The sequence below is a fragment of the Xylanimonas ulmi genome (assembly GCF_004216535.1).
GTDB lineage: Bacteria > Actinomycetota > Actinomycetes > Actinomycetales > Cellulomonadaceae > Xylanimonas > Xylanimonas ulmi.
The window spans coordinates 2133405-2152808 of sequence record NZ_SGWX01000001.1; the positions used below are offsets into that span (position 1 = coordinate 2133405).

Genomic DNA, 19404 nt, shown 5'->3' on the forward strand with positions numbered 1-19404 from the left:
CTTGGATCCGCTTGCTCTCGCGGGCCCGACAGGGGCCCGGACGACCTCCCGGGGCGGTCGCGGGGGAAGAGTAGGGGACGCGTCACGCCGTCCAGAAGCAGCCTGTGGATAACCCTCGCGGGCAGCGCCGTGGCGCCCGGCCGACCGGGCGCGCGGGTAGCCTTGACCCTCGTGGCATCCATCGACTTCCCCTCGCAGATCCGCGCGCTGCGCTCCACCCTCGAGTCCATCGAGGCTGTGAGCGACCCGGAGGTGCTCAAGCGGAAGATCGCCGACCTCTCCGAGCGGGCCTCGGCTCCCGACCTGTGGGACGACCCCGACGCCGCGCAGAAGGTCACCTCGGCGCTGTCGGCCACGCAGGCCGAGCTCAACCGGGTCGCCGAGCTCGGCTCGCGCATCGACGACGTCGAGGCGCTCGTCGAGCTCGGCGAGGAGATGGATGACGCCGACTCGTTCGACGAGGCCGAGGCCGAGGTCGCCGCCATCCGCAAGGATCTTGACGCGCTCGAGGTGCGCACGCTGCTGAGCGGCGAGTACGACGCGCGTGAGGCGGTCGTGACGATCCGCGCGGGCGCCGGCGGCGTCGACGCCGCGGACTTCGCCGAGATGCTCATGCGCATGTACCTGCGCTGGGCCGAGCGCCACGGCCACCCGACCAAGGTCATGGACACCTCCTACGCCGAGGAGGCGGGCCTGAAGTCCGCGACCTTCGAGGTCAACGCCCCGTATGCGTTCGGGAACCTGTCGGTCGAGGCGGGCACGCACCGCCTGGTGCGCATCTCGCCCTTCGACAACCAGGGACGGCGCCAGACGTCGTTCGCGGCCGTCGAGGTGATCCCGCTCATCGAGCAGACCGACTCGATCGAGATCCCGGAGTCGGAGATCAAGGTCGACGTGTTCCGCTCGTCGGGCCCGGGCGGCCAGTCGGTCAACACGACCGACTCCGCGGTGCGCATGACGCACATCCCCACCGGCATCGTCGTGTCGATGCAGAACGAGAAGTCGCAGATCCAGAACCGCGCCGCCGCGCTGCGCGTGCTCCAGTCGCGCCTGCTGCTGGTGCGCCAGCAGGAGGAGGCCGCGAAGAAGAAGGAGCTCGCGGGCGACATCAAGGCGAGCTGGGGCGACCAGATGCGCTCCTACGTGCTGCAGCCTTACCAGATGGTCAAGGACCTGCGCACCGAGCACGAGAGCGGCAACCCGGCCGCGGTGTTCGACGGCGCCATCGACGACTTCATCGAGGCGGGCATCCGCTGGCGCCGATCGGCCCAGCTGGCCGAGCAGGTCTGACCGACCGAGCCGCCTCGCGGACCGCGCGGGGGCTACCCTCGCGCCCATGACCTGCATCCCCCGCGGCGCCTGGCAAGACGTCGCGCGCGCCACCGGCCTGCTGTCCCCCACCGGCGACGTCGCGGCCACGGTCTTCGCCGAGATGTCGGCGCTGGCCGTGCGCACAGGCGCGATCAACCTCGGTCAGGGCTTCCCCGACGTCGACGGTCCCGAGGCGATCCGGGCCGCGGCGGTCCGCGCGATCGAGCGCGGCGCCAACCAGTACCCGCCCGGACCGGGCGTGCCCGAGCTGCGCGCCGCCGTCGCGGCCCATCAGCGCCGCCACTACGGCCTCGACGTCGACCCGGACACCGAGGTGCTGGTCACGACGGGTGCGACCGAGGCGCTGGCCGCGGCCGTGCTCGCGCTGACCGGGCCGGGCGACGAGGTCATCACACTGGAGCCCTTCTACGACGCGCACGCGGCCGTCATCGCGCTCGCCGGGGCCACGCATGTGCCGGTCGCGCTCACCCCGACGCCCGACGGGTTTCGCCTTGACGTCGACGCCCTGCGGGCCGCGGCGAGCCCCCGCACGCGCATGCTGCTGATCAACACCCCGCACAACCCGACGGGGACCGTCCTGACCCGCGCGGAGCTGGAGGCGGTCGCGGCCGTCGCGCGCGAGACGGGCGCCGTCGTCGTCACGGACGAGGTCTATGAGCACCTGACGTTCGACGGCGCCGCACACATCCCGCTCGCGACGCTGCCGGGCATGGCCGAGCGCACCCTGACCGTCTCCTCCAGCGGCAAGTCCTACAGCCTCACGGGCTGGAAGATCGGGTGGGTCCATGGACCGGCCGCGCTGGTCACGGCGGTGCGCACCGTCAAGCAGTTCCTCACCTACGTCTCGGGCGCCCCGTTCCAGCCCGCGATCGCCCAGGCGCTCGACGACGACGCGACGCCTCGCGCGCTGGCCGCCTCGCTCGCCTCGCGACGCGACCTGCTGTGCGACGGACTGCGCGCGGCCGGGTTCGACGTCGTCGTGCCGCAAGGCACGTACTTTGTCGTCGCGGACGCGACGGCGCTGGTCGACCGGCTCGGGGTGGGCGACGGGGTCGGGCTGGCGCGGCGCCTGCCCGAGCTGGCGGGCGTCGTCGCGATCCCGATGACGGCGTTCTGCCGGGCGGGCTCGCCCACCGCGGCGCGGCTGCGCGACGCGCTCCGGCTGACGTTCGTCAAGCGGGAGGACACCCTGCGCGAGGCGGTCACCCGGCTCGGCGTGCTGGCGGGCTGACACCGCGGCGGCCGCCGGCGGCGCTCGCTCGATCCGCGCGGTCGCGCCCGCGCCGCTCGGTCGCACCGGCCGCGGCCGGTCAGGGGCAGATGCCCGGGCGCAGCGCCGGGGCCGGCGGCTCCGGTTCCGGGGCGGGAGCCTCGGCCGGGCTCTCGACCCCAGGCTCCTGCGCGGGAGCGTCGGCGGGCGGGGTGGCAGGAGCGTCGGCGCCCGGCTCCCCCGTCGCGCCGTCGTCTGCGGCGTCGTCTGCCGCGGGCGGCGGCTCGGGCGCGACGAGCTGCGGCGGCGGCTCGTCGGCGATCATGCGCGCCCAGATGACGTCGGCCTCGCGCGTGATCCACACGACCCGGTTCGGGTCGCTCGGCGCCGCGGTCACCGGCAGCGGCGTGAACACGATGTGGGCGGGGTCCAGGTCGCGCAGGCTCCATGCCAGGCCCGCAAGCGACGTCGGACTGGCGAGCCCGCGGCCCGTGGAGATCGACGCAAGGACGGCCTCGACGGTGCGCAACAGCCGCGGCGCGTCGGTGATGACGTTCTGCCGCAGCACCTCACGCAGCATCGCCTCGACGAACGTCTGCTGGCGCTCGATGCGGGCCAGGTCCGAGCCGAGCTCCAGCCCCATGCCGCGTCCGCCGCGGGCGCGCAGGAAGTTGATGGACTGGTCGCCGTCGAGGACCTGCTCGCCGGCGGGCAGGTCGAGGTTGATGTAGCGATTGCCGCGCACCGGCTCGGGCAGGCACATCCGCACGCCGCCCAGGGCGTCGACGACGTCCACGACCCCGTTCATCATGACGACGATGTGGTCGGTGACGCGCACGCCGGTCAGGTGCTCGACCGTCAGGATGGCGCACGCCGCGGCGGTGGTCAGGTCGCGCTCGCCGCCGCCGCCGAGCGAGAACGCGGAGTTGAACATGCCGCGCTGGGGCCGGGACTCACCGCCGCCGGGCAGCGGGCACGCGGGGATGTCGACCAGCGAGTCACGCGGGATCGAGACGACCTCGACGCGGCTGCGGTCGCTCGCGACGTGCACCAGCAGGGTCGTGTCGGAGTGGAACTCGTTGCCCGCTCCGGCGAGCGCGTCATTGCCGGCGCCCCGGTAGTCGGTGCCCATCACCAGGATGTTGAGCGGCTGCCCGGTGAACGGGTCGTCGGGCAGCGCCGGGCGGTCGTCGCGGTCGGCGAGCAGGGCGTCGACGTCCGAGACCTCCAGGCTGGCGCGCAGGTCCAGGTAGACGGCGCAGCCGCCCGCGACCGCGAACGTCAGGGCGCTGGTGAGCGCCAGGCCGAGCACGCGCCGCACCCCCGACCGCCGCAGTCGGATCGCGTGCCGTGGTCCGTGCGTGGGCGCCGCGGGCTGCGCTCGCCGGGCCCGCGCGGGCGTGCGCGGGCGTCCCGCGTCACGCGCCCGTCGGCGCGTGCGGGGCTCGGCGCGATGCCGGGGCTGCGGGGAGGGCACGGCTGGGACCGTAGTCGGCCCACGCAGCCGTCACGGGCGTGGGGCGCGTTCGACCCGCGCCGCGGGCGCGTGGCGTCACGTCAGGGCGGACACACCCCCGGCAGAAGCGTCGCAGTCGGCGCGGAGGTCGCGCCGCCGCCGACCTCGACGCCGCCGTCCGTGCCGCCCGGGGTCTGATCCCCCGCGGTCTCGCCGGGGGTTTGATCGCCCGAGGTTGGATCGGGCGGGGTCTGATCGGGCGGGGTCTGATCGCCGGGAGTCTGATCGCCGGGTGGCGCCGTGTCCCCCGGCGTGGGCGTCGACGCGGCCCCGTCGCCACCGTCCCCCGCTCCGGGCGCCCGGTCGGCGGCGATGCGCTCCCAGATCGGGTCTGTCTGCGAGGTGACCCACTCGACCCGTCCGGGGTGCGCCGCCGAGTCGACCACGGGCAGCGGCGTGAACACGATCTCACCGGGGTCGACCCCGCGCAGGCTCCACGCCAGACCGGCGAGCGCGCGCGGGCTGGCCAGCTCGGGGCTGGTCGAGATCGAGCGCAGCACCGCCTCGACCAGCGAGTAGAGCCGCGGCGAGTCCATGATGAGGTTCTGGGCGAGGATCGTGCGCAGCGTCGAGTCCAAGAACGCCTGCTGGCGCTTGATGCGCTCCAGGTCGCTGCCCAGCTCCAGGCCCATGCCGTGACCCTTGCGGGCGCGCAGGAAGTTGATCGCCTGGTAGCCGCTGAGCGTCTGGCGCCCGGCCGGCAGGTCGAGGTCGACGTTCACTCCCCGCACGGGCTCGGGCAGGCACATCGGGACGCCGCCGAGGGCGTCGACGACGCCGATCACCCCGGTCATCTTGACCACGAAGTGGTCGGTGATCGGCACGCCCGTCAGGTCCTCGACGGTGAGGATGGTGCAGGCGGCCGCGCCGGTGACGTCCTTGCCGTCGCCGCCGCCGATCGCGAACGCCGTGTTGAACATGGCGTCGCGGCGCGGCGGGCTCTCGCCGCCGCCCGGCAGCGGGCACGCGGGGATGTCGACCAGCGAGTCGCGCGGGATCGAGACGACCTCGATCCGGCTGCGGTCGCCCGCCACGTGGACGAGCAGCGTCGTGTCCGAGTGGAACTCGTCGCCGGCGCCGGCGAGCTCGTCGTTGCCCTCGCCCCGGTAGTCGGTGCCCATCACCAGGATGTTGAGCGCCTGGCCCGCGAAGGGGTCGTCGGGGTCGGCCGACACGGTCGGGCGGTCCGTGCGCTGTCCCAGCAGCGAGTCGACGTCGGACACCGTGATGTCGTTGCGCAGGTCGACGTAGGCGGCGGCCGCGCCGCCGCCGACGAACGCGAGCACTCCGGTCACGGTCATGCCCAGGGCGCGGCGGACGCGATGCCCTCGAAGGTGGGCGGCGTGCCGCGGCAGCGTGGTGACCACGCTCGGACAGTAACGCCCGTGCGGCGCGTGCGCCGGGTCCGCGACGTCCGGGGTTCGACGCCCGCCGGGCCCCGGGCGAGGGCGCAGGCGTCAGCGGGGCTCGCGGGCCGCCTGGACGAACCCGGTCACGGCGTCGGCCACGCACGCGATGACGACCGCCAGCACCACGACGGTCGTGAGCACGCCGCCGGGTCCCAGCAGTTCGGGGCCGTCACTCCAACCCAGTTCGACGATGGCCTCGGGGCGCAGCACGCGGCCCGCCGCGAGCGGCGGCACGACGACGGCGATGGTCGCCGCGTCGAGTGCGGCCCGGGCGCCGGCCTGCCACCATGACCAGCGCGCGCGGGCCAGCGCCACCACGGTCAGCGCGAGCTCGGCGGCGATGATCGCGACGAGCGCCCACCGCAGCCACGCCCAGGTGTCGGCGTTCAGGACGTCGACCTGCTCGCTGGCCCGCCACACGAGTGGAAGGCCGGGCGCGACCAGCACGAACGCTCCCAGCAGCACGAGCCAGACGGCGTCGCCGATCGAGGTCCGGCGCGCCCGCCGTGCGCCGGGGGCCGTCAGCGCCGGGAGGCGCTCGGGCCTCCACCCGCCGGACGGGTCCAGGTCCTCGGCTGGGACCTTGCGCTCCATCACGGCCAGCACCGCGGTGATCCCGACGGCGGTGAACGCCGCCACCTCGACGCCCGAGCCGATCGCCTCCCCCAGGACGGCGGCCGCGGTGCGTCCCTCGGCGACGGCGCCGATGGCCGCTCCCACGGCGCCCGCGGCGGCGGCGATCGGCGCGACGAGGCGCACGAGGCGGCGCCACAGCAGGTAGTAGCGCGGCCCGATCAGCCACAGGGGGCGGTCCAGGTACTCGGCTGCGAGCCGGTCGGGATGCCCGAGCTCGGCGAGCGTCGCGTACTCGGCCGCGGCGGGCTCGGCGCCCGCCGCGCGTCGGGCGTCGACGGTGTCGGCGATGCGCTCGGTGAGCTCGCGCCGCAGTCCGTCGCGCTGGTCCGGCGGGACCTGGGCCACGGCGGCCTCCAGGTAGCGCGCGGTCAGGTCGTCTCGGTCAGTCATCTCTCGGTCCCCTCCCGCAGGCGCCGCAGGGCGGCGTCGAGCCGGTCCCAGTCGTCGCTCAGGACGCCGGCGAGGTCCGCGCCCGCCGACGAGGTCGTGTAGAACTTGCGCGGCCGGGCCTCATCGGTGTTCCACTCACTGGTCACCAGTCCCTGCTTCTCCAGCCGTCGCAGCAGCGGGTAGAGCGTGTTGGCGTCGACGTCGAGCCCGTCGGCCGTGAGCGTCTCCAGCAGGGCATACCCATACCCGGGCGTGCGCAACCGGATCAGGCAGGCGAGCGCGACGGTTCCCCGCCTCAACTCCTGCAGATACTGGCTGCGATCCATATCCATGCGACGCACTTTACTGTGCGTCACACACTATTGTCTATGCCGAACCCCCCGGCCCGACCGTGTCGGCGGCCCGCGAGAGGATGGTCGGCATGTGCGGCCGCTACGCCTCCTTCCGCGACGCCGAGGACCTCGCCGACGACGTCGCCATCGCCGAGCTCGCCGACGACGTCCGGCTGCTGCCGCCGTCGTGGAACGTGGCGCCCACCGACACCGTGCGCGTCGTCGTCGAGCGGCCCGCGCGCAGCGACGCCGGGCCGGGCACGGGCGAGATCACGCGCTCGCTGCGGCTCGCGCGCTGGGGCCTGGTGCCGTCATGGGCCAAGGACCCCAGCGGTGGCGCGCGCATGATCAACGCCCGCGCCGAGACGCTGCTCGGCAAACCGGCGTTCGCCCGGCCGCTCGCACTTCGCCGGTGCCTCGTGCCCGCCGACGGCTACTACGAGTGGCGGCGCCTACCGCTCCCACCGGGCGCGCCCGCGCGGGCCTCCGCGCCGCGCCAGCCGTACTGGATCCATCGTGACGGCGAGCCGGTGATGTTCGCCGGACTGTATGAGTTCTGGCGCGACCGCACCCGGGCCGACGACGACCCCGCGCGCTGGTTGGTCACCGCAACGATCGTGACGACGGCCGCGAGCGCCGGCCTGGCCCACATCCACGACCGGATGCCGGTCGCGCTGCCCGCCGCGGCCTGGGACGCCTGGCTTGATCCGGCGGTGGGCGCCGAGCAGGCCGCGGGCCTCCTGGCCGCCCCGCTCGACCGGTTCGCGCTGCGACCGGTGACCTCGCTGGTGAGCTCGGTGCGCAACAACGCGCCGAGCCTCCTCGACTCGGACCCGGCGCCCGCGGACGCCGACCTCCCGCGGTGAGGCGCCGCGCCCCTCAGACCCCGCTGTAGGCGCGCTGCAGGCGCACGGGACGCATCGACCCCAGGCCCTGGAGCTCGGCTTCGGGCTGCTCGGTCAGGGCGTAGCGCGAGGACGTGCCCAGCAGCGCCGCCGTCGCCGGGTCGACCAGCACCTCACCTGGCTGCGCCGCGTCGGTCAGGCGCGCGGCGAGGTTGACCGACGGGCCGAACACGTCGCCGAACCGTGACAGCACGCGCCCCCACACGAACCCGACCCGCACGGGGATCTCGGGCCCGTCGGGGTTCGCGGTCGACAGCCCGAGCGCCACCTCGGCGCCGTGCTGCACGTCGTCGGCGATGAACAGGACGGCGTCGCCGACCGTCTTGACGACGCGGCCGCCCGCCTCGGTGACGACGTCGCGCGCGCGGGTCTCGAAGAGCTGGACGAACTCGCTCAGCTCCTCCGACCCGAGGCCCGCGGTGCGCTTGGTGAACGAGACGATGTCGGCGAACCCGACCGCGCGGCGCAGGGGCAGCTTGTGCTCGTCGTGGTCGCCGCTGCGCGCGCCCGCGAACTCGGTCAGATAGCGGCCGGTCACCGCGGCGAGCTGACGCCGCCACGCGTGCTCCAGCTGGTGGGCGAGCACGCCGGCCAGGTGCGGCATGGTCTCCAGCACGCTCAGGCGGGCGCTGACGTCGTCGAGCCCCCGCTCACGCGCGGCGTTCTCGACGAACGCCTCGACCTGCCACAGCGCGAGCCGCTCGGTCGTGTGCCCCATCGAGCGCACGAGCGTGCGCAGCGCGGGCTCGTCGAGGCGCTGGGTCGCGGCCAGGCGCGCGATCTCGCGCAGCGACTCCATGTCCGAGTCGGTGAACCAGCGCTCGGTGGCCGCCTGGACGGGCAGTCCGAGCCAGCGCCAGTAGTCCTCGATGAGCTCGTGCGACAGGCCCGTGCCCTCCACCAGGTCGTCGAGCGTGTAGCGCCGGGGCCCGCCGAGGATCTCCAGGTCGATGCGGGCCGCGGTGTCGTGGGCCGCGTCGTCGCCGGCGTGCGGCGCGAGGTCGGTGGCGGCGTGCGCCGCGGCTGCGGATCGGTCCTCGGGCTGGTCGCCGGCCGAGCCGTCGCGCGGGTTGTCGCTCGTCACCCGCCCAGTCTAGGCGCCACCCGTCACCGCTGGTCAGGCGCGTCGCACGTGGTGCACATCCCCGGCTGCGACGATCCGCACACTGCCGTCGGCCCGCACGACGACGAGGGCGCCGTCGGCGGCCAACCGCTCGGCCGTGCCCTCGACCGCGCCCGCGCCGCCCGCGAGCTCGACGCGCACCGTGGCGCCCAGCGTCGCGCACGCCGCCGCGTACTCGTCGGCGAGCGACGGCACGCCCCCCGGACCGGGCGCCTCGGCGTCGCCGTCGTCGGCCGACCACCGCTCGACGACGGCGGCGAGCTCGCGCAGCAGCCCGACCAGCAGCGCCGTGCGGTCGCACGCGGCCTCGTCGGCGCCCGCGAGCGCGAGCGACGTCGCGGTGGGAACGGGCAGCTCCTGCGCGGTCTGGGTCACGTTGAGCCCGACGCCGACGACGACGCCACCCCCCGCCACCGGCACGACCTGCGCGAGGACTCCGGCCACCTTGCGCCACGGGCCGAACCCCGCCACCTCCTCGTCGGCGGGCAGCAGCACGTCGTTGGGCCACTTGAGCGCGGCGGGCACACCCACCGCCCGCAGCACACGCACGACGGCGAGGCCGCTGATGAGCGGGAGCCACCCGAGGGCCGAGTCCGGGACACGGGGGCGCAGCAGCGCCGAGACGGTCAGCGCGGCGTGGGGCGGCGTGCGCCACTCTCGCCCCGCGCGGCCGATCCCGGCGGTCTGATGCTCGGCCGCGAGCGCCGCAGGCGCCTCCAACCCGGCGCCGTCGGCGGCCGCCGCACGGGCCCGCTCGACGAGGGCGAGGTTGGTCGAGGTGACGGTCGGGGCGACGTCGACGGCCGCCCACTGGCCCGCGGGGCGCAGCACGGCGTGGCGCACGGCCTCGACATCGAGGATGTTGGGGTCCACGAGGACATCCTGCCGCACCTGCGCGTTGTGGGATGCCACCAAAAGATCCCCGCGGCGCGCGTCGTCGGGCGCATCGATCTGTGCGGATCGCCCAACTACGCTCGGGAACTGTGAACGCCGCCACGCAGACCCAGCCGGACACCGCGCCGCAGACCGCGCCGGACGCGTCCCCAGGGGCCGCCACGGGCCCGACCGTGGCTGTGACCGACCCCGCCGCCGTCACCGGCACCGCCGCGAAGCTCGCCGACCTGGAGCGCCGGCGCGCCGCCGCGGTCGTCGAGCCCGAGGCCGCCGCCGCGGCCAAGCAGCACGCGCGGGGCAAGAAGACCGCGCGCGAGCGCATCGAGGCGCTGCTCGACGAGGGCTCGTTCGTCGAGCTCGACGCACTGGCCGCGCACCGCTCGCGCAACTTCGGCATGGACGCCAAGCGCATTGCGGGCGACGGCGTCGTGACGGGCTACGGCGCCGTCGACGGTCGGCAGGTGTGCGTGTTCTCACAGGACTTCACGGTGTTCGGCGGTTCGCTGGGCGAGGTGCACGGGCAGAAGATCGCCAAGGTGCAAGACCTCGCCCTGCGCACGGGAGTGCCGATCGTCGGCATCAGCGACGGCGGCGGCGCGCGCATCCAGGAGGGCGTCGCGGCACTGACGCAGTTCGCCGAGATGTTCCGGCGCAACGTGGCCGCCTCGGGCGTCGTGCCGCAGATCTCGCTCATCCTCGGCCCGTCGGCGGGCGGCGCGGTGTACTCCCCCGCGCTGACCGACTTCATCGTCATGGCCGACGGCACGTCCAACATGTTCATCACGGGCCCGGACGTCATCCGGTCGGTCACGGGCGAGGACGTCGACTTCGAGACGCTCGGCGGCGCGCGCACCCACAACGAGCGCTCCGGCGTCGCGCACTACCTCGCCGCCGACGAGGACGACGCGATCGACTACGTGCGCCACCTGCTGGGGTACCTGCCGCAGAACAACCTGGGCGACCCACCCGCCTTCCCGCCCGAGGACGACGTGCCGCTCGAGGCCAGCGAGGACGACGAGGCGCTCGACGCCCTGATCCCGGACAGCGACAACCAGCCGTACGACATGCGCACGGTCGTCGAGACGGTGCTCGACCCCGAGTCGTTCCTGGAGGTCCAGCCGCTGTTCGCGCCCAATGTGCTGGTCGGCTTCGGGCACGTCGAGGGCCAGGCGGTGGGCGTCGTCGCCAACCAGCCGATGTCGATGGCGGGCACGCTCGACATCGACGCGGCCGAGAAGGCCGCCCGGTTCGTGCGCACCTGCGACGCGTTCAACATCCCGGTGCTGACATTCGTTGACGTGCCCGGGTTCCTGCCCGGCGTGGGCCAGGAGCATCAGGGCATCATCCGCCGCGGCGCGAAGCTCATCTACGCCTACGCCGAGGCCACCGTCCCGCTCGTCACGGTCATCACGCGCAAGGCGTACGGCGGCGCGTACATCGTCATGGGCTCCAAGCAGCTCGGGGCCGACGTCAACCTCGCCTGGCCCACGGCGCAGGTCGCCGTCATGGGCGCGGGCGGCGCCGTCAACATCCTGCAGCGGCGCGCGCTGGCCGACGTCGAGCGCGCGGGCGGCGACGTCGAGTCGGAGCGCCGGCGCCTGACGGCCGAGTACGAGGAGGCCATCGTCAACCCGTGGGATGCGGCCGAGCGCGGCTACGTCGACGCCGTCATCCGCCCCTGCGAGACGCGCGCGCAGATCGTGCGCGCGCTGCGCGCGCTGCGGACCAAGCGCGCGAGCCTGCCGCCCAAGAAGCACGGCAACATCCCGCTGTAGCAGCCGTCAGGCGCCACGGCGCGGTGACGGACACGACACGGCCCGACCCACCCGGTCGAACCCCCACGCCCCCTGGGAGACAATCGCCGAATGAGCCACGAGGACACCACGCACAGCCCCGCACCGCTGTCCGACGTCGACCCCACGCCGCTGCACGCCGCCGTCGACGCTCTCGCCGCGACCCTGCACGAGTACGTCGAGGCCGCGGTCGGCGTGCGCGCCGAGTTCGGCGCCGCCGAGTCGGACGACGACCCGCGGATCCTCGCGCTCGAGAACCATGTCGGGCAGCTCAACGCGGGCCTGTTCGACGCGCTGCACGACACGCTCGGCATGCACCCGGACCTGACCAGCTCGGTGTGGGAGCCGTCCGACGGCGATGACGAGCACGCCCACGAGCTGGTCGAGGCCGCCGAGGAGGCCGAGGTCTTCTACCTCGGGTTCGTCGTGGCGGCGCCGCATGAGGGCGCCGCCATGACGCTCGACGGCATGATCGACCTGCTCGACGAGGTCGGCGACGAGGCGACCAACCGCTTCGCCGACGGCGGGTACGACGTCGTGGAGTGGGCCGCCTCGCGCGGCGCCGCCCCGGGGTTCGGCGAGGACGACGACGAGGAGGCCGAATGACGCCGGCCGTCCGCATCGTGCGCGGCCAGCCCGACGAGGTCGAGGTCGCCGCGCTGGTGGCGGGGCTCGCCGCCGTCGCCGCGGCCGACGGGCTGCCCGACGACGCCCAGCCGATCGCGGAGTGGACCAACCGCGCGCGCACCGTGCGCGGCACGGGCGCCGGAGCGACCGCGCGCACGTTCGGGGGCCGTTCGGGCCGCCATCACGCCGACGCCTGGCGCTGGAGCCTGCGCAGCTGACGCCCGCGGCGCCCGACGGCGCGCGACGCGGCGTGCGCGCGCGGCGAGCCCCGCCACGACGTCGTCGGGGGCGCTGGGTAGGCTCGCGCTCGTGACCTCGGCTTCCCCCTCGCCCACTCCCGCCCCGCGCCCCCGGACCGCGATCGACGACGTCGCCGACGCCTACGTCGCCCAGGTCGCGCGCCTCGACCCGCTGACCGCGACCGCCGCGGGCCTGCCGGGCCACGACGACCGCATGACCGACCTGTCCCCGGCCGGCCACGACGCCCAGGCCGACCTCGACCGCGCGACGCTGCGCTCGCTCGAGACGCTCGAGCCCGCCGACGACGTCGACCGCGTCACGCTCGCCGCGATGCGCGAGCGTCTGGGCCTGGCGCTCGAGCTGCACGAGGCGGGCGAGCCGCTGGCCCAGCTCAACAACATCGCCTCGCCCGTGCAGGGCCTGCGCGACATCTTCGACGTCATGCCCACGGGCACGGATGAGGCATGGGAGAACATCGCCGCGCGCCTGAACCTGCTGCCCGGCGCCGTCGACGGCTACGTCGCCTCACTGCGCGAGGCCGCCCGGCGCGGCAATGTCGCGGCCATCCGACAGGTGCGCGAGGGCGTCGCGCAGGCGCGCACGCTCGCGGGCGCCGACTCGTTCTTCACCGCGTTCGTCCAGGGCCCAGAGGCCGCGGCCGCGCTCGACGGCTCGGCCTCCGCCTCGCTCGTGCGCAAGGACCTCGAGCGCGGGGCCACCGCGGCGCGCGAGGCGTACGGGCGCCTGGCCGCGTTCCTCGAGGACGAGCTGGCCGCGCAGGCGCCGGCGGCCGACGCCGTCGGGCGCGAGCGCTACGGGCTGTTCTCACGCCAGTTCCTCGGCGCCACGGTCGACCTCGACGAGACCTACGCGTGGGGCCTGGACGAGCTGGCCCGCATCGTGGCCGAGCAGACCGCCGTCGCCCAGGAGATCGCCGGGCCCGGCGCGAGCGTGCAGGACGCGGTCGCCGCGCTCGAGGCCGACCCGCGCTACCAGCTCCACGGCACCGACGCGCTGCGCGCCTGGATGCAGGAGACCGCCGACCGCGCGATCGCCGACCTCGACGGCGTGCACTTCGACATCTCGGGCCCGGTGCGCACCATCGAGTGCCTCATCGCCCCCACCCAGACCGGCGGCATCTACTACACCCCGCCCAGCGACGACTTCTCACGCCCCGGGCGCATGTGGTGGTCCGTGCCGCCGGGCGTGACCGAGTTCGGCACGTGGCGCGAGAAGACGACCGTGTTCCACGAGGGCGTGCCGGGCCACCACCTGCAGTGCGCGCAGGCCGTCGTCGCGCGCGACACGCTCAACTCGTGGCGCCGCCTGCTGTGCTGGGTCTCGGGCCACGGCGAGGGCTGGGCGCTGTACGCCGAGAAGCTCATGGACGACCTCGGATACCTCGACGACCCGGGCGACCGGCTCGGCATGCTCGACGCGCAGCGCATGCGCGCCGCGCGCGTCGTCTTCGACATCGGCGTGCACCTGGGCCTCCAGGCGCCGCAGCAGTGGGGCGGCGGGCGCTGGGACGCCGAGAAGGCGTGGCCGTTCCTGGCGGCCAACGTCAACATGAACGAGGGCTTTGTGCGCTTCGAGTACAACCGCTACCTCGGCTGGCCCGGACAGGCGCCGTCGTACAAGGTCGGCCAGCGTCTGTGGGAGCAGGCGCGTGACGAGGCGCGCGCCGCGGCGGGCGAGGCGTGGGACGCCAAGGCGTTCCACGCCCGCGCGCTCTCGCTCGGCTCGGTGGGCCTCGACGTGCTGCGCTCCGCGCTGGCCTGACGGCTAGGGTTCGGCTGTGCCCCACGTCCACGTCATCCTCGCCTCCGCCTCCCCCGCCAGGCTGAGCACGCTGCGCTCCGCGGGCGTGCGGCCCACCGTCGTCGTCTCGTCGGTCGACGAGGACGCGGTGCTCGCCGCCGCGCGCGAGCGCTTCGGCGACCTGGAGCCCGCCGACGCGGTGCTGGTGCTGGCCCAGGCCAAGGCCGAGGACGTCGCCCACCGCGTCGAGGACGAGGAGGCGAGCGCCGACATGCTCGGCGTGCAGGTCGCCGACGCCGTCGTCGTCGGCTGCGACTCGATGTTGGAGCTCGACGGCGAGGCGCTCGGCAAGCCCGCCGACGCCGACGACGCCGTCGCGCGCTGGCAGGCCATGCGCGGGCGCTCGGCCGTGCTGCACACGGGCCACTGGCTGGTCGACCTGCGCGACGCCGAGCGCGGCGGCAGCGGGGCGACGCTGGGGGCGACCTCCTCGACCACGGTGAGCTTCGCCGACATCGACGACGATGAGATCGCCGCGTACGTCGCCACGGGCGAGCCGCTGCAGGTGGCCGGGGCGTTCACGATCGACGGGATCGGCGGGCCGTACGTCGAGCGCGTCGAGGGCGACCACCACGGCGTTGTCGGGCTCTCGCTGCCGCTGCTGCGCGAGCTGCTCGGCGAGGTCGGTGTGCCGTTCCGCGCGGTGCGCTCGTGACCACCGTCTGACAGGGCGTTTGGCGGAATCCTCCAAACGCCCTGCGGGGCCGTTGGCGCGTTTCGGCCCGGTCGCCCGGGTGGTCGCCGCGCTACGGTGAGCCGTGCCCATCACCAAGGTCCTCATCGCCAACCGCGGCGAGATCGCCGTCCGGGTCGCGCGCGCGTGCGCAGACGCGGGCCTCGCGTCGGTCGCGGTCTACGCCGATCCCGACCGTCAGGCGCTGCACGTGCGCCTCGCCGACGAGGCGTTCGCGCTCGGCGGCTCGCGGGCGCAGGAGACCTACCTCGACGCCGACAAGCTGCTCGACGTCGCCAAGCGCTCGGGCGCCGACGCCGTGCACCCCGGCTACGGGTTCCTGTCGGAGAACGCGGCGTTCGCGCAGGCGGTCATCGACGCCGGCCTGGTGTGGGTCGGCCCGCCGCCCGCCGCGATCGAGACGCTGGGCGACAAGGTCAGCGCGCGGCACGTCGCGCTGCGCGCGGGGGCGCCGCTGGTCCCCGGCACGCCCGACCCGGTCGAGTCGTCCGCGCAGGTGCGCGAGTTCGCGGCCGAGCACGGGCTGCCCATCGCCATCAAGGCCGCGTTCGGCGGCGGCGGGCGCGGGCTGAAGGTCGCGCGCACGATGGAGGAGATCGACGAGCTCTACGAGTCCGCGGTGCGCGAGGCCCTGGCGGCGTTCGGCCGCGGCGAGTGCTTCGTCGAGCGGTACCTCGACCGCCCGCGCCACGTCGAGACGCAGTGCCTCGCCGACGCGTACGGCGCCGTCGTCGTCGTCTCGACCCGCGACTGCTCGCTCCAACGCCGCCACCAGAAGCTGGTCGAGGAGGCGCCCGCGCCGTTCCTGACCCCCGCCCAGGAGGCCGAGCTCGACCGCGCGTCCAAGGCGATCCTGCGTGAGGCCGGGTACGTGGGCGCGGGCACGTGCGAGTTCCTGGTGGGCGCCGACGGCGCCATCTCGTTCCTGGAGGTCAACACCCGCCTCCAGGTCGAGCATCCGGTCACCGAGGAGGTCACCGGCATCGACCTGGTGCGCGAGCAGTTGCGCATCGCCGACGGCGAGCCCCTGGGATACGAGTCCACCGCCGTGCGCGGCCACTCGATCGAGTTCCGCCTCAACGGCGAGGACCCGGCCGCCGGGTTCCTGCCGGCGCCCGGACGCATCACCCGGCTGCGCTGGCCGTCGGGCCCGGGTGTGCGCGTCGACACGGGGGTGATCGAGGGCGACGCCATCTCGGGCGCCTTCGACTCGATGATCGCCAAGGTCATCATCACGGGCGCCACGCGCGAGCAGGCGGTGCAGCGCGCCCGCCGCGCCCTGCGCGAGCTCGAGGTCGAGGGCATCCCCACGGTCGCGCCCTTCCACCGCGCGGTGCTCGACGCCGACGACTTCGCGCCGCCCGCAGGCGAGCCGTTCCGGGTGCACACGCGCTGGATCGAGACCGACTTCGCCGACGCGCTCGCCGCGCTAGCGCCCGCCACGCCCGCGCCCACCGAGCCCGAGGACGAGGAGCTGCAGCCGCAGGCCGAGCGCGTCGTCGTCGAGGTGGGCGGACGCCGTCTGGAGGTCGTCCTGCCCGCGGGGCTGGGCGTCGCTGCGGGCCGGGCGCGCACCGCCAACTCACGGGGCGCGGCGGCGCGCCGTCCCGCGGGCCGGCGCAACGGCGCCTCACGCGGCGGCGCGAGCGGGACCACGCTCACGTCGCCGATGCAGGGCACGATCGTCAAGGTCGCCGTCGCCGAGGGCGCGCAGGTCGCCGAGGGTGACCTCATCGTCGTCCTGGAGGCCATGAAGATGGAGCAGCCCCTGCTCGCCCACCGTGCCGGCACGGTCCACTCCCTGACGGCCACCCCGGGCGCGGGCGTCACCGCCGGCGCCGCCATCTGCGACATCACCTGACCGAGCCGCCCCGGCGGCGGGTCACGCACCCAGACGGCGCCGCAGCCAAGGGACGCAGACCTCGGCCTGGGCGCGCTGGAACGCGCGGACGTGGGGGATGCCCCAAGGCGGCGGCTGGAGCGAGGAGTGGACGAAGTAGCCCGTCATCCCCGCCAGGAACGCGGTCACCGCGTCAGGATCGGTCCCGCGCGGCAGCGGGTGCGCGGCCAGCACGTCCTGCGGGTCGGGGCCACCCTCAAGGCGCACGGCCGGGAGCATGCCGACGAGGTTGACGAATGCCGCGCCCCGCGCGGCGCTCGGCCAGTCCACTGCGAGCGGGGCGAAGCCGGGCACGGTCGGATCGAGCAGGACGTTGTCGCCGCGCAGGTCCCCGTGGACGAGGCTGCCGCCCCGGACGGCGTCGGCCACCTGGGCGTCGAGGCCGCCGAGCCGGGTGAGGTTCGCGGCCACCCAGGGGTCGTAGGTGTCGAGCCCCGTGCCGTCACCCCCCGCGAGCCGCCCCCAGAAGTCGAGGACCGCCTCGTCCTGGTAGTCGGGCAGCGTGGCGGCGGGGACCGCGATCTCGGCGAGCCGGTCGCACAGTCCGGCGACCGCGGCGAGCTCGTCGGCACGCCATGGCGTGACCGGGTTGCGCCCCGCCCCGACGTCGAAGGCGACCGCCTCCCAGGGGTCGGCTTCGTCCTCGACGCGCAGCGACCACCGCAGCGCCGGGGCGGGGACGCCCGCCGGGAGCAACGCCGCACGGCGCGCCTCCTCGCGGTAGAGCCACTGCGTCCGGCCGTGCTCGGAGCCCACCGCCTTGACGAACACCCGCTCGCCTCCGGCCGTGGTCAGGACCGAGGCCAGACCCTGCGAGTACCCGCCGTCGCGGGACTGCGCCGCCACGACCACGTCGCCGAGACGGTGCTCGATGGCCGCGCGCACGGCCCTGGGAGCCTCGTGCCATCGGGGACGACGACGTGCGGGCAGGGCGGGCTGGGACGGCATGGCCGGAACGATCGCACAGCACACCCGCGTGCTCCAAGCACTGGACTCTTTGGCCCGGCGGGTCGGCGGCTCCTAGGCTGGCGGGGTGCCGGCGACACGTGACCACCTCACCCCGCATCGGCACGGGGGCGACGGGTGGGTCGAGTGCTCGTACTCCCCCGACGGCGCGGGCGCCCCGCACCGGCACTGGGGGCTGCTGGGCGCCGCGGGGCTGCTGCTGGTGCGCCGCGCGGGTGACGGCGCGGTGAGCGACGTCGTGCTCCAGCACCGCGCGCTGTGGTCGCATCACGGCGGCACGTGGGGTGTGCCGGGCGGCGCGCTCGACGTCGGCGAGGACGCCGTGACCGGCGCCTTGCGCGAGTCCTGGGAGGAGGCGGGCGTCGAGCCGCGCGCGGTCCGCGTGGTGGGCGCGCACGTGCTCGACCACGGCGTGTGGCGCTACACCACGGTGGTCGGCGAGGTCGCCGACGGCGCCGCCGTCCACCCCGAGGCAAGCGACCCCGAGAGCCTGCAGGTGCGGTGGGTCCCGGTGGGCGAGCTCGGCGCCCTACCCCTGCTGCCCGCGTTCGCGGCGGCGCTGCCCGCACTGTGGGACGTTCTGGCCGCGGGCGGTTCGGGCAGCGAAGCCGCCGGTCAGACGCCCGGACCCCGCGCCTAGGCGCCCGCCCGCAATAACGCCACCCGCGTGTTGTGTAAATCAGATCGCGCCAGGTACTGTGCGATCCGGGCGCCAAGGTAAGGCTTCCCTCACATCACCAGACGCACGGGAGTGTCATGCTCGCCAACTTCCTCATCGGACTGCGCGAGGGCCTGGAGGCCTCGCTGGTGGTGGGCATCCTCGTCGCATACCTGGTCAAGTCCAACCGCCGCGAGCGCCTGCCCCAACTGTGGGTGGGCGTCGCCGTCGCCGTCGTCGTCTCGCTCGGCTTCGGCGCGCTGCTCACCTTCGGCCCGCAGGGCATGACGTTCGAGGCGCAGGAGGCCATCGGCGGCTCGCTCTCGATCGTCGCCGTCGGCCTGATCACCTGGATGATCTTCTGGATGGGCAAGACGGCCCGCCACCTCAAGCGCGACCTGCAGCACAAGCTCGACGACGCCGTGGACGCCGGCAAGTGGGCCGTCGCGGTGATGGCGGCGCTCGCCGTGGGCCGCGAGGGGCTGGAGACCGCCCTGTTCCTGTGGGCGGGCGCCCAGGCCACCGGCGCGTCGACGCGCCCCCTGCTCGGCGCCGTGCTCGGCCTCGCTGTCGCGGTCGTGCTCGGCTACCTCGTCTACCGCGGCGCCGTGCGGCTCAACCTCAAGGTGTTCTTCTCCTGGACGGGCCTGCTGCTGATCGTCATCGCCGCGGGCGTGCTCGCCTACGGCGTCCACGACCTGCAGGAGGCGGGCATCCTGCCCGGCCTGAACTCGCTCGCGTTCGACATCTCCGCACAGATCCCGCCCTCGTCCTGGTACGGCACGCTCCTCAAGGGCGTCTTCAACCTCACCCCGGCCACGACCTGGCTTCAGGCGGTCGCCTGGACGCTCTACGCCGTGCCGACCCTCGCGATCTTCATCCGCACCACGTTCGGCCATCCGCGCCCCGCCCCCGACGCGACGGCGGCGCAGCAGACCGTCGCGGCCTGACGCCGCCC

General features: G+C 74.7%; 18 protein-coding genes. 11 read left to right on the plus strand and 7 right to left on the minus strand.

Features of this window, described 5'->3' with window-relative positions:
• Positions 1 to 171 precede the first annotated feature (171 nt).
• Both prfB and EV386_RS09980 read left to right on the plus strand, forming a co-directional pair.
• Positions 172 to 1290, plus strand: a complete 1119-nt coding sequence (prfB, locus tag EV386_RS09975) for a peptide chain release factor 2 (RefSeq protein WP_130414607.1) — start codon at positions 172 to 174, stop codon at positions 1288 to 1290.
• Between the two features lie 46 nt (positions 1291 to 1336).
• A complete protein-coding gene (locus EV386_RS09980) occupies positions 1337 to 2563 on the plus strand; it encodes a pyridoxal phosphate-dependent aminotransferase (protein WP_130414609.1) in 1227 nt (408 codons plus the stop codon).
• A 79-nt stretch (positions 2564 to 2642) separates the two neighbouring features.
• Here EV386_RS09980 and EV386_RS09985 read toward each other — a convergent pair whose 3' ends face one another.
• From EV386_RS09985 to EV386_RS10000, 4 genes are all read right to left on the minus strand, one after another.
• A complete protein-coding gene (locus EV386_RS09985) occupies positions 2643 to 4019 on the minus strand; it encodes an LCP family protein (RefSeq protein WP_242607903.1) in 1377 nt (458 codons plus the stop codon).
• An 80-nt stretch (positions 4020 to 4099) separates the two neighbouring features.
• Positions 4100 to 5425, minus strand: a complete 1326-nt coding sequence (locus EV386_RS09990; RefSeq protein ID WP_242607904.1) for an LCP family protein — start codon at positions 5423 to 5425, stop codon at positions 4100 to 4102.
• 90 nt (positions 5426 to 5515) lie between these two features.
• Positions 5516 to 6493, minus strand: a complete 978-nt coding sequence (locus tag EV386_RS09995; RefSeq protein WP_130414611.1) for a permease prefix domain 1-containing protein — start codon at positions 6491 to 6493, stop codon at positions 5516 to 5518.
• Complete coding sequence (locus EV386_RS10000; protein ID WP_130414613.1) at positions 6490 to 6825, minus strand: PadR family transcriptional regulator; 336 nt, start codon at positions 6823 to 6825, stop codon at positions 6490 to 6492. The genes EV386_RS09995 and EV386_RS10000 overlap by 4 nt, the downstream gene beginning before the upstream one ends.
• An 89-nt stretch (positions 6826 to 6914) precedes the next feature.
• Between EV386_RS10000 and EV386_RS10005 the strand changes: the two genes are divergently transcribed.
• Entirely contained in the window at positions 6915 to 7691 is a 777-nt protein-coding gene (locus EV386_RS10005) for an SOS response-associated peptidase (RefSeq protein WP_130414615.1), read from the plus strand.
• A gap of 13 nt (positions 7692 to 7704) precedes the next feature.
• On the opposite strand, the gene EV386_RS10010 is transcribed toward EV386_RS10005, so the two are convergent.
• Positions 7705 to 8814, minus strand: a complete 1110-nt coding sequence (locus EV386_RS10010; protein ID WP_242607905.1) for an adenylate/guanylate cyclase domain-containing protein — start codon at positions 8812 to 8814, stop codon at positions 7705 to 7707.
• Between the two features lie 33 nt (positions 8815 to 8847).
• Positions 8848 to 9765: a biotin--[acetyl-CoA-carboxylase] ligase gene (locus EV386_RS10015; protein WP_242607906.1), complete on the minus strand. Its 918-nt coding sequence runs from the start codon at positions 9763 to 9765 to the stop codon at positions 8848 to 8850.
• A gap of 161 nt (positions 9766 to 9926) precedes the next feature.
• Here EV386_RS10015 and EV386_RS10020 point away from each other — a divergent pair, with 161 nt between their 5' ends.
• The 6 genes from EV386_RS10020 to EV386_RS10045 all read left to right on the plus strand — a co-directional run bounded on the left by EV386_RS10020 (position 9927) and on the right by EV386_RS10045 (position 16783).
• Positions 9927 to 11522: an acyl-CoA carboxylase subunit beta gene (locus EV386_RS10020; RefSeq protein ID WP_130416867.1), complete on the plus strand. Its 1596-nt coding sequence runs from the start codon at positions 9927 to 9929 to the stop codon at positions 11520 to 11522.
• A 90-nt stretch (positions 11523 to 11612) separates the two neighbouring features.
• On the plus strand, positions 11613 to 12146 hold the full coding sequence (locus EV386_RS10025) for a hypothetical protein (RefSeq protein WP_130414617.1): 534 nt from the start codon (positions 11613 to 11615) through the stop codon (positions 12144 to 12146).
• Positions 12143 to 12385, plus strand: a complete 243-nt coding sequence (locus EV386_RS10030; RefSeq protein ID WP_130414619.1) for an acyl-CoA carboxylase epsilon subunit — start codon at positions 12143 to 12145, stop codon at positions 12383 to 12385. The genes EV386_RS10025 and EV386_RS10030 overlap by 4 nt, the downstream gene beginning before the upstream one ends.
• Before the next feature lie 91 nt (positions 12386 to 12476).
• Positions 12477 to 14189 (plus strand): DUF885 domain-containing protein, encoded by a 1713-nt coding sequence (locus EV386_RS10035; RefSeq protein ID WP_130414621.1) that lies wholly within the window; start codon positions 12477 to 12479, stop codon positions 14187 to 14189.
• A gap of 16 nt (positions 14190 to 14205) precedes the next feature.
• Entirely contained in the window at positions 14206 to 14883 is a 678-nt protein-coding gene (locus EV386_RS10040; RefSeq protein ID WP_130414623.1) for a Maf family protein, read from the plus strand.
• 103 nt (positions 14884 to 14986) lie between these two features.
• Complete coding sequence (locus EV386_RS10045) at positions 14987 to 16783, plus strand: ATP-binding protein (protein WP_130414624.1); 1797 nt, start codon at positions 14987 to 14989, stop codon at positions 16781 to 16783.
• A gap of 21 nt (positions 16784 to 16804) precedes the next feature.
• Here the strand turns inward: EV386_RS10045 and EV386_RS10050 are convergent, their stop codons facing one another.
• Positions 16805 to 17770 carry a phosphotransferase family protein gene (locus tag EV386_RS10050; protein WP_130414626.1) on the minus strand — a complete coding sequence of 322 codons (966 nt, stop codon included), beginning with the start codon at positions 17768 to 17770 and terminating at the stop codon, positions 16805 to 16807.
• 85 nt (positions 17771 to 17855) lie between these two features.
• Between EV386_RS10050 and EV386_RS10055 the strand changes: the two genes are divergently transcribed.
• On the plus strand, positions 17856 to 18428 hold the full coding sequence (locus EV386_RS10055; protein WP_130414628.1) for an NUDIX domain-containing protein: 573 nt from the start codon (positions 17856 to 17858) through the stop codon (positions 18426 to 18428).
• Positions 18429 to 18544: 116 nt separating this feature from the next.
• Positions 18545 to 19396 carry an iron uptake transporter permease EfeU gene (efeU, locus tag EV386_RS10060; RefSeq protein WP_130414630.1) on the plus strand — a complete coding sequence of 284 codons (852 nt, stop codon included), beginning with the start codon at positions 18545 to 18547 and terminating at the stop codon, positions 19394 to 19396.
• The last annotated feature ends 8 nt before the right edge of the window (positions 19397 to 19404 follow it).